Raw genomic sequence first — 13,937 nt, 5'->3', positions numbered from 1 at the left:
GGTCGTGAAGGTGCTGCGTGAACGAATCCCAGCCGGATTCTTCTGCCGGACATGAGGACGATGGCCGCCTGCGGCCGCGGCGCCGGCGAGGCAGAGCGCCGCGACAGAAGAGCACGTCGTTCCGGCGCCGCCTGCTGCTGCTGGTGCTCGCCCTGACCGTCCCGGCGCTGGCGCTGGCAGCGGGCGGCTTCTACTCGGCCTATATCACCCAGCGCCGGGCCACCGAGACGCTGCTGACGCGCACCACCCGGGCGCTCGCACTGAGCGTCGATCGCGATCTGGCGGTCGCCGAGGCGTCCCTGCGGACCCTTGCACTGTCGCGGCAGCTCGTCGACGGCGATCTCCGCGCCTTCCACGAGCTCGCCGCCCGGGCCGCGCCCCTGGAAGGCGCCTGGCTGGTGCTCTCCGACCCGGCCGGCACGCCGCTGCTCAGCTCCAAGCAGTCATTCGGCGAGCCCGTCGCGCCGGACCTCACGCCGGTGGAGGCCGCGCAGCTGGCGCAGACCCAGGCGGCCGAGCTCGCCTTCGGCGAGCTGATGCCGACGCCGGGGCTCTGGATCGTCAAGGTCCACCTCCCGGTGCTGGCCGGGGGCAAGGTCGCGTATATCCTGTCCGCGCTCATCCCACCGCAGACCTTCGAGCGGTTGATGGGCGAGCAGGGCCTCTTTCAGAGCAGCTGGGTTGCGGCCGTCCTCGACGATGCGGGCCGGGTGGTCATGCGCTCGCGCGGCGGCGACGACTTCGTCGGCCGGCCGGCATCCGAATCGCTCAGGCTCGCGCTCGGATCGCAGCTCGAGGGTGCCGTTACCGCCACGGCACTGGACGGCGTCCCGGTCCGCTCCTTCTTCAGCCGGACGCCCCGCTACGGCTGGTACTTCGTCATCGGCTATCCCCTCTCCGAACTGAGCGGCTCGTTGCTGCGATCGCTGGCCTGGTTCGGCGCCCTCGCCCTGGCCATCGGCTTCGGGCTCACTTATGCAGCCTTCCTGCTCCGCTCCCTGCTGGTATCGGTCCGTCGCCTCAGGGCGACGGCCGGAGCGCTGGGCGCCGGGACGCAGATGGCGCTCGAACCGACAGGGGTCGCCGAGTTCGACGCCGTCGAGCGGGCGTTCGCCGACACGGCCGGCCAGCTGCACATGCGCAACGCCGAGCGTGACCGTGTGCTGAGCCTGCTGCGCGAGAACGAGCAGCGGCTCGAGTTCGCCCTGGAGGCGGGCGAGCTCGGCACCTGGGCCTTCGATCCCCGTCACGGCGTGTTGACCGGCTCGGACCGCGCACGGACCATCGTCGGCCTGCCGGTGGATCGGGGGCTGACGCTGAAGGACCTCAGCGCCGCCGTGCACCCGGATGATCGCGACTGCCTCCAGGCGGCCATCGAGCGAGCCATGGTCTCGCGCGGCCCGTTCGCCATGGACCTGCGGGTGGTGTGGCCCGATCGCAGCGTGCATTGGGTCGATGTGAGAGGCCTGCCGATGGCACGCGGCGGGGCGCCGCCCCTGCTGACCGGCATGGTGCAGGACATCACCGAGCGCAAGACGGCCGAGCAGCGCCAGCAGCTGCTGGTGAGCGAACTCAATCACCGCGTGAAGAACTCGCTCGCGACGGTGCAGTCGATCGCCATGCTGACCCGTCGCTCGGACGACCGCAGCGAGGACGCCTGGGATGCTTTCGAGCGCCGGCTGATCGGCCTCGCCAAGACCCACGACCTGCTGACCGCCGAGAGCTGGAATGGCGCCTCGCTGGCCAGTGTCCTCGCCAACGAACTCGCTCCCTACCAGGACGTGAACAGCGCGCGCGTCACGCTGACGGGCGAACCGACCCGCCTCAACGCGCGGGCGACGCTGACGCTGGGCCTCTGCGTCCACGAGCTGGCAACCAATGCCGCCAAATACGGCGCGTTATCGGTGCCCACCGGCCGGGTCGACGTCGCCTGGCGCGAGGTCGAGAGTGACGCAGGAGCGATGCTGGTGATTGATTGGCACGAGAGCGGCGGCCCCCCGGTGGCGCAGCCGACACGCCAGGGTTTCGGATCGAAGTTGCTGGAGCGCGGCCTGCGCCGGGAACTGGCGGCCGAGATCGCCCTGGACTACGCTGCGGCGGGGCTGCGCTGCACCATCCGCCTCCCGCTCGTCCGCGTCATGGCCGCCGCGAGATCGGGCGAGCCCGCGGCGGCCGAGGCGCGACCCGGCGGGGTGTGATCGTGCGAGCAGCGGGCGCCTGCGGATAGCGGCCCCAAGATGCCCTAGGGCCTTTTCGCGCGAATTGGACGCCGGTTCGCGCGAAGAAAACGCGACAAATCAAGCCGATAGAGCATTTCGGCGGCTCGAAGAAACGCGGAAATGCTCTCGGTGCAGGTCAGCCGTTAGTGGCAAACGTGCGTCTGAACTTCGCCATGCCGCCGATCCAACGGTCGTAGTTGTCGGTCTTCTTCTTCATGTAACCAGCGACCTGTGGGTGCGGCAGGATGAGGAAGGTCTCCTTGTCCAGGCCGTCGACGACGACCTCGGCGAGCTGGGCCGGGGTCAACACGCCGTCCACGTGCTGCGGTCCCTCGCCGCCGGCCCGCAGCATCGGCGTGTCCACCGCCTGCGGCGCCAGCACCGAGACGCGAATGCCCTGGTCGCGATGGGTGATCGCCAGGATCTCGGCAAATCCCACGGCTGCATGCTTGGTGGTGGCATAGACGGCGCTGCCGATCTGCGAGAGCAGCCCGGCCGCCGACGCGGTGTTGAGGAAGTAGCCGCCGCCGCGCGCCACCATGCGCGGCACCAGAGCGCGCGCGGCGTAGACGTGGGCCATGACATTCACGTCCCAGCTGCGCTGCCAGACCCCATTGCCCGCCGCCCCGACGAAGTTCGGATCGGAGCCGGTGAAGTCGCCGATGCCGGCGTTGGAGCAGAACAGGTCGATCGGACCGTGCAGCGCCTCGGTCTTGTCGATGAGGGCGATGACCTCCTCCTCTTTCGACACGTCGCAGCCGAAGGCCGTGGTGCCGATGGCCCCGCCGACGCCCTCCACCTTGGGCTTGTCGATGTCGGCGATCACCACCGCCTTGGCGCCCTCCTTGAGGAAGCGCTCGGCGAGCGCGCGCCCGATGCCGTCGGCACCGCCGGTGACCACGATGACCTTGCCTGCGATCTTCATCGCGCGTTCCTCCCGTTGAATTGAAGTTTCCCGCCATGACGACGGGAAGGCCCGCCCACAAGAGACCATCGGCCTCTGCTGGGGTTGGGCCCGGCCGTCCGCCCGTCAGTAGGAGTTGCGGCGTGCCAGGCGGTCGGCGTGAAAGTTCGCGTCGCCGAACAGCTCCTGGCCGACACGTGCGCGCTTCATGAACAGTCCGAGATCGAATTCGTCGGTCATGCCCATCCCGCCGTGCATCTGGACGGCCTCCTGAACGGCGAGCCCGGCACTCAAGCCGGCTCGCGCCTTGGCCACCGAGACGATCTGCGCGGCACCATCGGCGTTTTCGTCCAGCACCTGCAGCGCCTTGAGCACGGCGGCCTTGGTCACCTCGAGCTCGCTGAACAGATGGGCCGAGCGATGCTGCAGCCCCTGGAACTCGCCGATGAACTTACCGAATTGCTTGCGCTCCTTGAGGTAGCCGAGGGTGCGCGTGAATGCCTCCTCGCCGACGCCGACGAGCTCGGCCGCCACCGCGGCACGGCCGACGTTGAGCGCGCCTTCCAGCAACGCGTAGCCGCCGTCGACGTCGCCGAGCACCGCATCGGCATCGACCGCCACGTCGTCGAAATCGACGCGCGCGGCGTTGTGGCTGTCGACCATGACGGTCCGCTCGGTCGTGAGCCCCTTGGCACCCGGCCTCACCAGGAAGAGCGTGATCCCAGCTGGGTCGCCCGGGATGCCGGCGGTGCGCGCCGCAACGATCAGGAGATCGGCGACATGACCGTCGAGCACGAAGGTCTTGGCGCCCGTGAGCCTGAAGCCATTGCCGGCGCGCGTGGCCGCGAGCGCTGTCTTGGCCGGCCGGTGCTTGGCCCCCTCGTCCGCGGCAAGGGTGGCGATCATTTCGCCGGCGGCTATCCCCGGCAGATACTGGGCCTTCTGCCCGTCGCTGCCGCCGCGCGTCAGCGCGGTGGCCGCGAGCACGGCCGTCGACAGGAACGGCGTCGGCGCGAGCGTGCGGCCGATCTCCTCGGCCACGACCCCGGCCTCAACCGCGCCGAGCCCGAGACCGCCATGGGCCTCCGGCACCAGGATGCCGGCAAATCCCATCTCGGCGAATTGCTTCCACAGGTCGCGCGAGAAGCCCGTCTCGTCGTGGCTGTCTCGCAGCCGGCGCAGATAGGCGATGGGCGCCTGTTCGCTGACAAAACTGCGCGCGCTGTCGCGCAACATGGCCTGTTCGTCGTTGAGTACCAGCGGCATGGTCGCAATCTCGGTCGAGGGTGTCACGGGCCCGGAGCATTCCGCCTCCGGATGAAACTCATCCAATGGCGGAGGCGATGCTCCAACTCTTCAGATCCGGAGCGCTTCGCTGCGATTGTCGCTTCCGACCATCGCAGGCCGCCCAGGCGCCTCAAGCGCCCGGAAGCTCCAGGATGCGTTTGGCGACGATGTTGAGCTGCACCTCCGAGGTGCCGCCTTCGATCGAGTTGGCCTTGGTGCGCAGCCAGGCGCGCGCTGCTGCTCCATGGTCGGAGCGTTCGCTCTCCCACTCCAGCGAGTCGGAGCCGCCGGCCGACATCAGGATCTCGTGGCGGCGCTTGTTGAGCTCCGAGCCGTAGTATTTGAGCACCGACGAATACGCCGGATGGATCTGGCGGCGCTTGGCGAGATCGCCGGCCCGCTCCATGGCAAGCTCGAAAGCGATCTCGTCGATCTCCAGGTGCGCGACATCGCTGCGCAAAAGCGGATCGGCCAATTCGCCGCGATCGTCGAGGCCGATGCTGTCGGCGGCGACCTGGTGTACGGGCCGGTGCGCCCGCCCGCCCATGCTGCTGATCGAGTTGCGCTCGTGCGTCAGCAGGTACTTGGCGATTTCCCAACCCTTGTTGAGCGTGCCGACCAGCTGTTCCTTGGGCACCTTCACATCGTCGAAGAAGGTCTGACAGAACGGCGACTTGCCGGAGATCAGGAGGATCGGCTTGGTCGAGACCCCGGGCGAGGCCATGTCGAAGAGCAGGAAGCTGATACCCTCGTGCTTGGGCGCCGCCATGTCGGTGCGCACCAGGCAGAAGATCCAGTCCGCCTTGTCGGCATAGCTGGTCCAGATCTTGGCGCCGTTGACGAGATAGTGGTCGCCCCTATCCTCCGCCTTGGTCTGCAACGAAGCCAGGTCCGAGCCGGAGCCGGGTTCGGAATAGCCCTGGCACCACCGGATCTCGCCGCGCACGATCTCGGGCAGGAAGCGGCGCTTCTGCTCCTCGTTGCCGTACTTCAGCAGCGCCGGCCCGAGCATCCAGATGCCGAAGGACGAGAGCGGCGAGCGACAGCCGAGGGCCCGCATCTCGCCCGCCAGGATCTTGGCCTCCTCGCGCGAGAGCCCCCCGCCGCCATACTCCGTCGGCCACTCCGGCGTGGTCCAGCCTTTGGCGGCCATGCGCTCCAACCAGAGGCGCTGCCCCTCAGACTTGTAGGCCGGGTTGCGGCCGCCCCAGACCACATCGTCTTCGTCCTCGGTGGGCGTGCGCATGTCGGGGGGGCAATTGGCCTCGAGCCACGCCCGGGTCTCGGTGCGAAACGTCTCCAGATCGGCCATTGCCCCTCCTTCCACATCATCATGGCCGGGCGCCCGCCCGGCCGGCCGTCAGTCCATCGTCACCACGACCTTGCCCATGGCCTTGCGAGCGGCGAGATGCGCGATGGCGTCACCGGCCCGGGCCAGGGGGAAGCGCTCGGAGACGTGGGGCTTCACCAGCCCCTTCTTGTAGAAATCCATCAGCTCGGCGATGCTTTCGCCGAAGCCCTTGTTGTTGCGGGCCACCCACGCACCCCAGAAGACGCCGATGATCTGGCACGACTTCAGCAACGTGAGGTTGAGCGGAATGGCGGGAATGCCGGCCGGGAAGCCGACCACCAGAAAGCGTCCTTCCCAGCCGATCGCCCGCAGCGACGCCTCGGCGTAGTCGCCGCCGACGCCGTCGTAGATAACGTCGGCGCCCTTCTCGCCGCAGGCCTTCTTGAACAGGTCGGCGAGCGCCTTCTTGCCGTCCTTGTCGAACGGCCCGCGTGGATAGACGACCACGTCGTCGGCGCCGTGCGTCCTGACGAAATCGGCCTTGTCCTGGGACGATACGCCGGCGATGACACGGGCACCCATGGCCTTGCCGAGCTCGACCGCAGCCAGGCCGACGCCACCGGCCGCACCGAGCACCAGCAACGTCTCGCCGGGCTTCAGCTCGCCGCGATCCTTGAGCGCGTAGTGCGACGTGCCGTAGGTGAGGATGAATGCCGACGCCTCGTCGAACGGCATGTTGTCCGGCATGGGAATGCAGCGGAACTCGTCGACGACCACCTTCTCGGCCATGCCGCCGTGGCCGGTCGAGCCGATGACCCGGTCGCCGACCCTGACCTTGGTGACGTTCTCACCGACCGCCTCGACGATGCCGGCGACCTCGCCGCCCGGCGAATAGGGCCGTTCGGGCTTGAACTGGTACTTGTCCACGATCATCAGCGTGTCGGGATAGTTGACGCCGCAAGCCTTGATGTTGAGCAGCACCTTGCCCGGGCCGGGCTTGGGATCGGCGACCTCCTCGAGAACGAGGGTTTCCGGCCCGCCGACCGCCTTGCTCAAGATCGCCTTCATGTATGCCGCTCCCTGTCCGTTTGCCGCTGTCGCGGACCCGGAGCATGTCCCTGATCGGATCGATGCTCCAGGATTTGCATGCGCAACGCCGCCGATCGGATGGCCGCACCCGATCGGCAAGCGCCTTAGTTGATGGTGACGCCGCCGTCGATGACCATGGCCTGGCCGGTCATGAAACTCCCGGCGGGCGAAGCGAGGAACACGGCGGCGCCCGCGATCTCGTCCGGCGTGCCGATGCGCTTGAGGGGGGCCGTCGACGTGCTGCGCTCGAGCGTCGCCGGATCGTCCCACAGCGCCTTGGCGAAATCCGTCTTGATCAACCCCGGCGCGATGCAGTTGACGCGCACGTTGCTCGGCCCGAACTCCGCCGCGAGGTTGCGGGCGAGCTGGAGGTCGGCGGCCTTGGAAATGCAATAGGCGCCGATCACCGTCGAGGCGCGCAGGCCGCCGATGGACGACACGATGGTGATCGAGCCGTCCTTCCGTTCCAGCATCTGCGGCGCCACCATGCTAATCAGCCAGTGGTTGGAGACGATGTTGTTGTCGAGAATCTTGCGAAACTGCTCGTCCCTGATGCCGGCCATCGGCCCGTAATAGGGGTTCGACGCCGCGTTGCAGACGAGGCTGTCGATCCGCCCCCACTTGGCCATGGTGGCGTCGACCAGCCGCTGCAGATCCTCCTTCTCGGAGATATTGGCCGGCGCCACGATGGCGCGCTCCTCGCCATGGCGATCGTTGATGATCTTGGCCACCTCTTCGCAGGGCCCGGCCTTGCGCGACGAGACGACGACCTTGGCGCCGTGCTCGGCCATGCGCTCGGCGACCGCCCGTCCGATGCCGCGGGACGAACCGGTGATGATCGCAACCTTGCCGGTCAGATCGAACAGTGTGGGCATCGCGCTTTCTCCCTCGCCTGCATCGCTTTTCGCGTAGGTTGGCTTCTTGCCTCCGACGACGCTTGCGGCAGTCGCTTCTTGCGTAAGTCGTTGTCTTGCATGGTCCGGCGGCGGTGGCCTGGCCACCGCCACGCGAGCTCAAGCCGGCGTCAGGCCCCGGCCTTCCTGGCATAGTCCCAGGCCATGACGGCCAGCGGCTCGGCCCGCTCGCCCGCCTCGATGGCCTGCGGGCTGGCGGCGGTGCCGTCGCGGACGCGCCCGGCGATACCCTGGGAGATCGCCGACAGCCGGAACAGGTTGTAGGCGAAGTACCAGTTCACGTCCGGGATGCCGTCGCGGCCGGTGGCCTTGCAGTAAATGTCGACGACCTCGTCGACCTCCGGAATGCCCAGCCCCTTGAAGTCGATGCCACCGAGCGAGGCACGCCCGTCGTGCGGCATGACCCAGCCCTGGATCACATAGGTGAAGTCCGCCAGTGGATCGCCCAGCGTCGACAGTTCCCAATCCAGCACCGCGAGCACGCGCGGCTCCGTCTTGTGGAACATGATGTTGTCGAGCCGGTAGTCGCCATGCACGACCGAGGTGCGCGTCTGCTCCGGCACGGTGCGCGGCAGCCATTCGATCAGGTTCTCGATCGCCTCCATGCGGCGGGTCTCTGACGCCCGGTACTGCTTGGTCCAGCGGTCGATCTGGCGGGAGAAGTAGTTGCCGGGGCGACCGAAGTCGCCGAGGCCGATCGCCTGCGGATCGAACTGGTGCAACTGCGCCAGCGTCTCGATTTCCGAGCGGTAGAGTCGGCCGCGATCTTCCTTGCTGAGGGTGGGCAGGGCGCCGTTCCACAGCACCCGGCCCTCCTCCATCGACATGATGTAGAAGATCGTGCCGATGATGCTCTCGTCCATGCACAGGCCATAGGGCCTGGCGACGGGGAACCCGGCGCCGTGAAGCGCCGAGATCACCTTGAATTCGCGGTCGACCGCGTGAGCGGAAGGCAAGAGCTTGCCCGGAGGTTTGCGCCGGAGCACGTAGGCTTGCCCCGGCGTCCGCAGGCAGTAGGTCGGGTTCGATTGCCCGCCCTTGAACTGCTCGACGGTCAGGGGGCCCTTGTAGCCCTCGACGTTGTCCTTCATCCAGCCTTCGAGCAGCGCCTGGTCGAACCGATGGCGCTCCTCGACGGGCTTGGTACCGGCGAAGATCTCCTCCGCGCTTGCGCTCTCTCCACTCACTGGGTGCGATGCTCCGCGTTCGAGTAACGGGCGAACTCCAGGCGCGCGATCGCCCGGTTGTGCACCTCGTCGGGACCGTCGGCGATCCGCAGGCTGCGGATCCCCGCATACATCTTCGCCAGGCCGAAGTCGGTGGTGACGCCGCCGCCGCCGTGCGCCTGGATGGCGTCGTCGATGATCTTGAGGGCGATGCGCGGGCCCGCCACCTTGATCATGGCGATCTCGAGCTGGGCCGCCTTGTTGCCGACCTTGTCCATCATGTCGGCCGCCTTCAGGCAGAGCAACCGGGTCATTTCGATGTCGGTGCGCGCCTCGGCCACGCGCTGCTCCCAGACCGACTGCTCGGCCACCTTCTTGCCGAAGGCGGTGCGGGACTGGAGCCGCTTGACCATCTTTTCTAGCGCCCGCTCGGCGACGCCGACGGTGCGCATGCAGTGGTGGATGCGGCCCGGGCCGAGGCGGCCCTGCGCGATCTCGAAGCCGCGGCCCTCGCCGAGGATGAGGTTCTCGGCCGGCACGCGGACGTTCTCGAACAGCACCTCGCCGTGGCCGTGGGGGGCGTCGTCGAAGCCGAACACCGGCAGCATACGCAGGATCTTGACGCCGGGCGTGTCGAGCGGCACCAGGATCTGAGACTGCTGCTGGTGGCGCGCCGCCTCAGGATCGGTCTTGCCCATCAGGATGCCGATCTTGCAGCGCGGATCGCCGACGCCCGACGACCACCACTTGCGGCCGTTGATGACGTAGTGATCGCCCTCGCGGCGGATCGACGTCTCGATGTTGGTCGCATCGGAAGAGGCGACCAGCGGCTCGGTCATCAGGAAGACGGAGCGGATCTCGCCGGCCATCAGTGGACGCAGCCACTGGTCCTTCTGCTTACGCGTGCCGTAGCGGTGCAGCACTTCCATGTTGCCGGTGTCCGGCGCCGAGCAATTGAACGCCTCCGAGCCGAAGGTGACCTTGCCCATCTCCTCGGCGCACATGGCGTATTCGAGGTTGGTCAGGCCGGCGCCACGGTAGTCGTCCTCGTCGTGCTCGGCATTGGGCGCCAGAAACAGGTTCCAAAGGCCCTCGGCCTTGGCCTTGGCCTTGAGATCCTCGAGCACCTTGACGACCTTCCAGCGCTCCTGGCCGACCACGCTCATCTCTTCGGCGTAGACGGACTCGGCGGGATAGACGTGCTCGTCCATGAACTTGTGGACACGATCGCGCCAATACTTCTGCCGTTCGGTGATGGTGAAGTCCATGATCGCTTTCCTCTCCTTCGTCACATTAGTGGCACCTCGAGCCCGGAGGCGAGGCACGGCTTTGGTCGATGTTGGCGACACGGTTATCAGGCCGTACGCGCCCTGAGAACCAAATTTTTTATCTCGGATGCGCGAGCCCCTCGATCGCCTCCAGCTCACGCAGACGGGTGCCGCGGACGGCCTCGGAGCCGCCCGGGAGGCTTTGGCCCGCCGGCGAGCCTACGACCTCTGGCGCTTGACACAAGGTCCTTGCTCTGAGACCTCGGGATAATCAACCTAGCGCTTGTTTGCCCGAAAGCCGCATCATGGAGCATCAACAGCCGCGGGCCCCGCTCGCCGAACGCGACAGCGGCGGGCCGCCTGCACCCGATTGGTTCACGGCTGCCCTGGCGCGTGCGCCGGAACGCATCCTCGTGCCGGTCGCCGACGCCCGCATCGAAACCCTGATCTGGGGCGAGCGCGGCCGGCCCGGCCTGCTGTTCCTGCACGGCAACGGCGCCCATGCCGATTGGTGGAGCTTCATCGCTCCCTTCTTCGCCGACGACTACCGCGTCGCGGCCATGTCCTGGTCCGGCATGGGCGGCTCCGACCGGCGACCGCACTACACGCTCGACCTGTTCGTGCAAGAGATTCTCGAGGTCGCGCAGGCGGCGGGGCTGTTCGACCAGGGCCTGCCGACGGTGGTCGGCCATTCCTTCGGAGGCACACCGCTGATCGCCTGTGCGGCGCGCCACGGCGAGCGCCTGAAGGCGGCGGTGGTGGTCGATACGCCGATCATGTCCCCCCAGGTGCGGCGCGAGCGGCGCGCGCGCCGCGGTGAGCCGCGCGAGCCGCGCGCCCACCAGATCTATCCGACGCTGGAGGCGGCGCTGGCCCGCTTTCGCTTCCAGCCGCCGCAGCCGTGCGAGCATCCCTACATCGCCGATCATATCGGCCGCACGTCCCTCCGCCAGCAGCCATGCGGCGGCTACAGCTGGCGCTTCGATCCGTTCATGTGGAAGGACTACCGGCGCGGCAACCCGACGATCGACCTGCCCGGCGTGCGCTGCCCGGTGGCGCTGATGTACGGCGAGAAGTCTTCGTTCCTGGACGATGGCATCGTCGACTACACGCGCTCCATCGCCCCGCCCGGCACGCCCATCATGATGATCGCCGAAGCCCATCATCACATCATGGTCGACCAGCCCCTGGCGTTCGTCTCCTCCCTGCGCACGCTGCTCGCCGCGTGGCCGGGGCCTGGTGGGCTGATCCGCCCCGGGGCTTGACCGGCCGCGCGCCGACCTCTTCATTCCCGCGGGAGGGACGACCATGGATCTGGGACTGGCGGGCCGCAAGGCCCTGGTGACGGGCGCTTCGAAGGGCATCGGCCTTGCTACCGCCAAGCTGCTGGCCCAGGAGGGCTGCCGGGTGGTTCTGGTGTCGCGGGACCAGGACCGGTTGGAAGCCGCGCGGGGAGCCATCCTGGCGGAGGTGACCGGCGCCGACCTCGCCATCCATGCTGCCGACGTCTCGCGCGATGAAACCGCCGCGACCCTGGCGGCTGCCCACGGCGACGTGAACATCCTCGTCAACAACGCCGGCGCGATCCCACTCGGCGACATCGCCAGCATCGACCAGGCCCGCTGGCGGGAGGCCTGGGACCTCAAGGTCTTCGGCTTCATCGGCGTGACGCGGGCCTTCTATGCCCTTATGGCGGCGCGCGGTGCCGGCGTGGTCGTCAACATCATCGGCATGGGCGGCGAGAAGGTCGACGCCGCCTACATCGCCGGCTCCGCCGGCAATGCCGCCCTCATGGCCTTCACCCGGGCCCTGGGCGGCGCGAGCCCGGCGCAGGGCGTGCGCGTCGTCGGCATCAATCCCGGGCCGATCGCCACCGATCGCATGGAAACGCGGCTGAGGACGCAGGCGGCCCAGACCCTGGGCGACGCCGATCGCTGGCGCGAGCTCACGGCCGGCATGCCGTTCGGCCGCCCCGGCAGGCCCGAGGAGATCGCCGCCGCCGTCGCCTTCCTGGCGAGCGATCGCTCCGCCTTCACCACCGGCACCGTCCTGACCATCGACGGCGGCCTCGCCAACAAGCCCTGATTGGCGCTTGATTGCGCCGCAAGTTTCGCTGAAGAGAAATCAATTGACCGAACAGGGAGTCCGGAGCGTGGCGGACGACAAGGAGCGCCGACGCGCGCGCGTGGTGGAAGAGGGCGAATTTGCGGGCTGGCGCACGCCGGACCGCGACACCTTCGATTCGCGCTCGGGCCCTTACTACCACCGGCGCGAGGCCGACGGCTCGATGCGCTGCGCCTTTCGCGCCGACAGGCGCCACCTGAACGGACTGGACATGGTGCACGGCGGTGCCCTGCTCACCTTCGCCGACCATGCCATCTTCATGATCGCCTCCCGGGAGATCGAGGGCATGCCGTCGGTTACCGTCACCCTCAACAGTGAGTTCGTCGGCGCCTGCAGCGAAGGCGACCTGATCGAGGCGAGCGGCGAGGTGGTGCGGGCCGGAGCCTCAATGATCTTCGTGCGCGGCCTCCTCAAGACCGGCACGCAGCCGGTGCTCAGCTTCTCCGCCACGATCAAGCGCATCCGGCCGAAGACGCCGCCCAATCCGGGTGCGGGCGTCGACTGACGCCGCCTCAGCCGTCACCGGCGTGGTGGCGCCGCGTAGTGGTTGCGCAGGCCCGCGATCACGGCCTTGAGGGCCTCGCTGCCGGTGCGCTGAGCGACGGCGCGCCCAGTCACCTGATGTACGATGTCGTGCACGAACGACACCTTCACGATCACCGCCGGCGACAGCACGAACGGATAGAGGTCGGGCTGGCCCATGCTGCGGTTCAACGAGTTCACGGCGAATGTCAGCGGCAGCCAGGCTGCGATGAGTCGCTCCATGTCGATGGCCTCATGCGGATCGAAGTCGACGCTCGCCATCAGGTCCGGCGCGCTGGGGACGCTCGGCTTGACCTTGAGGCCGAAGGCGCCGGCCGTCTCCAGCGTGTCGACGATATGGAGATAGTGCGCCCAGGTCTCGGCGAAGTCCTCCCAGGGATGGGAGCTGGCGTAGGGTGTGACGAAGCGCTCCCGCCAATCCGCCGGCGCCCCGCTGGCGTAGTGCCGCTTCAGGGCTTCGCCATAGTCATCCCGCTCGTCGCCGAAGACCTCGCGGAAGGGCGCGAGAGAGCCGCCATCGGCCACCAGCCGATCCCAGAAATAGTGCCCGACCTCGTGGCGGAAGTGGCCCAGCAGCGTGCGGTAGGCCTCTCCCATGTCGTGGCGGCGCCGTTCGCGCTCCACATCGTCGGCCTCCGCCAGGTTGATGGTGATGAGGCCCTTGTCGTGACCGGTCAGAATGGTCGGCAGCGAAGGCTCGCTCGGGTCGGCGAGGAAGTCGAAGGCCAGCCCCTCGGCGCTCTCCGCCCGCGTCCGGAGGGGCAGGCCCAGCCGCAGCAGGGTGTAGAACAGCCGGTGCTTGGCGATCTCGATGCGCCGCCAGCGCTCCAGATTGATGGCCCCGGAGAGATCCGGGATGGTTCGGTTGTGGCGACAGGCGGTGCAATAGTCATCCGCGCCGTCGGCCGGCACCAGCCAATTGCAGCTGGCATGGACCGCGTTGGCGCAGAACCGGTAGGGCCGGCTGGGCTCGGCCAACGCCGCCCAGCTCTGGCCGGTCGGCTCGAGCGCCGAGAGCTCGCCGAGCGCGGCCACATAACCGAGACTGCGGCCGCAGCTTTCGCATGCGCTGTTCTCGAAATAGAGCGGCTGGCCGCAGTGCTGGCATTGGAAGAGCTTCATGGGCGCGACA

General features: G+C 68.1%; 12 protein-coding genes. 4 read left to right on the top strand and 8 right to left on the bottom strand.

Annotated features, from left to right (window positions below; translation table 11 throughout):
- The first annotated feature begins 17 nt into the window (after nucleotides 1–17).
- Complete coding sequence (locus IEW34_RS13255) at nucleotides 18–2,198, top strand: sensor histidine kinase (RefSeq protein ID WP_188609656.1); 2,181 nt, start codon at nucleotides 18–20, stop codon at nucleotides 2,196–2,198.
- 157 nt (nucleotides 2,199–2,355) lie between these two features.
- Here the strand turns inward: IEW34_RS13255 and IEW34_RS13250 are convergent, their stop codons facing one another.
- The 7 genes from IEW34_RS13250 to IEW34_RS13220 form a co-directional block, all read right to left on the bottom strand.
- Nucleotides 2,356–3,144 (bottom strand): SDR family oxidoreductase, encoded by a 789-nt coding sequence (locus IEW34_RS13250; RefSeq protein WP_188609655.1) that lies wholly within the window; start codon nucleotides 3,142–3,144, stop codon nucleotides 2,356–2,358.
- Between the two features lie 105 nt (nucleotides 3,145–3,249).
- Nucleotides 3,250–4,389: an acyl-CoA dehydrogenase family protein gene (locus tag IEW34_RS13245; protein ID WP_188609654.1), complete on the bottom strand. Its 1,140-nt coding sequence runs from the start codon at nucleotides 4,387–4,389 to the stop codon at nucleotides 3,250–3,252.
- Nucleotides 4,390–4,540: 151 nt separating this feature from the next.
- The gene (locus IEW34_RS13240; protein WP_188609653.1) at nucleotides 4,541–5,722 is read right to left on the bottom strand and encodes an acyl-CoA dehydrogenase family protein; all 1,182 of its coding nucleotides are present in this window, start codon (nucleotides 5,720–5,722) and stop codon (nucleotides 4,541–4,543) included.
- 48 nt (nucleotides 5,723–5,770) lie between these two features.
- Nucleotides 5,771–6,769 carry an NADPH:quinone oxidoreductase family protein gene (locus IEW34_RS13235; protein ID WP_188609652.1) on the bottom strand — a complete coding sequence of 333 codons (999 nt, stop codon included), beginning with the start codon at nucleotides 6,767–6,769 and terminating at the stop codon, nucleotides 5,771–5,773.
- A gap of 125 nt (nucleotides 6,770–6,894) precedes the next feature.
- Nucleotides 6,895–7,665: an SDR family oxidoreductase gene (locus IEW34_RS13230; protein ID WP_188609651.1), complete on the bottom strand. Its 771-nt coding sequence runs from the start codon at nucleotides 7,663–7,665 to the stop codon at nucleotides 6,895–6,897.
- A gap of 149 nt (nucleotides 7,666–7,814) precedes the next feature.
- Nucleotides 7,815–8,891, bottom strand: a complete 1,077-nt coding sequence (locus IEW34_RS13225) for a phosphotransferase family protein (RefSeq protein ID WP_244641954.1) — start codon at nucleotides 8,889–8,891, stop codon at nucleotides 7,815–7,817.
- Nucleotides 8,888–10,138, bottom strand: a complete 1,251-nt coding sequence (locus tag IEW34_RS13220) for an acyl-CoA dehydrogenase family protein (RefSeq protein WP_188609650.1) — start codon at nucleotides 10,136–10,138, stop codon at nucleotides 8,888–8,890. Before IEW34_RS13220 ends, IEW34_RS13225 begins: the two co-directional genes overlap by 4 nt.
- 305 nt (nucleotides 10,139–10,443) lie before the next feature.
- Here IEW34_RS13220 and IEW34_RS13215 point away from each other — a divergent pair, with 305 nt between their 5' ends.
- From IEW34_RS13215 to IEW34_RS13205, 3 genes are all read left to right on the top strand, one after another.
- Nucleotides 10,444–11,403 (top strand): alpha/beta fold hydrolase, encoded by a 960-nt coding sequence (locus IEW34_RS13215; RefSeq protein WP_188609649.1) that lies wholly within the window; start codon nucleotides 10,444–10,446, stop codon nucleotides 11,401–11,403.
- A gap of 43 nt (nucleotides 11,404–11,446) precedes the next feature.
- The gene (locus tag IEW34_RS13210; protein WP_188609648.1) at nucleotides 11,447–12,223 is read left to right on the top strand and encodes a short-chain dehydrogenase/reductase; all 777 of its coding nucleotides are present in this window, start codon (nucleotides 11,447–11,449) and stop codon (nucleotides 12,221–12,223) included.
- Nucleotides 12,224–12,290: 67 nt separating this feature from the next.
- On the top strand, nucleotides 12,291–12,767 hold the full coding sequence (locus IEW34_RS13205) for a PaaI family thioesterase (RefSeq protein WP_188609647.1): 477 nt from the start codon (nucleotides 12,291–12,293) through the stop codon (nucleotides 12,765–12,767).
- A 14-nt stretch (nucleotides 12,768–12,781) separates the two neighbouring features.
- On the opposite strand, the gene IEW34_RS13200 is transcribed toward IEW34_RS13205, so the two are convergent.
- A complete protein-coding gene (locus IEW34_RS13200) occupies nucleotides 12,782–13,927 on the bottom strand; it encodes a zinc-binding metallopeptidase family protein (RefSeq protein ID WP_188609646.1) in 1,146 nt (381 codons plus the stop codon).
- Nucleotides 13,928–13,937: the final 10 nt, after the last annotated feature.

This window comes from Chelatococcus reniformis, from assembly GCF_014640075.1.
Classification (GTDB): Bacteria; Pseudomonadota; Alphaproteobacteria; order Rhizobiales; family Beijerinckiaceae; genus Camelimonas; species Camelimonas reniformis.
The sequence above is the reverse complement of the archived record's forward strand: the minus strand, read 5'-3'. Positions and strand labels throughout refer to the sequence as shown.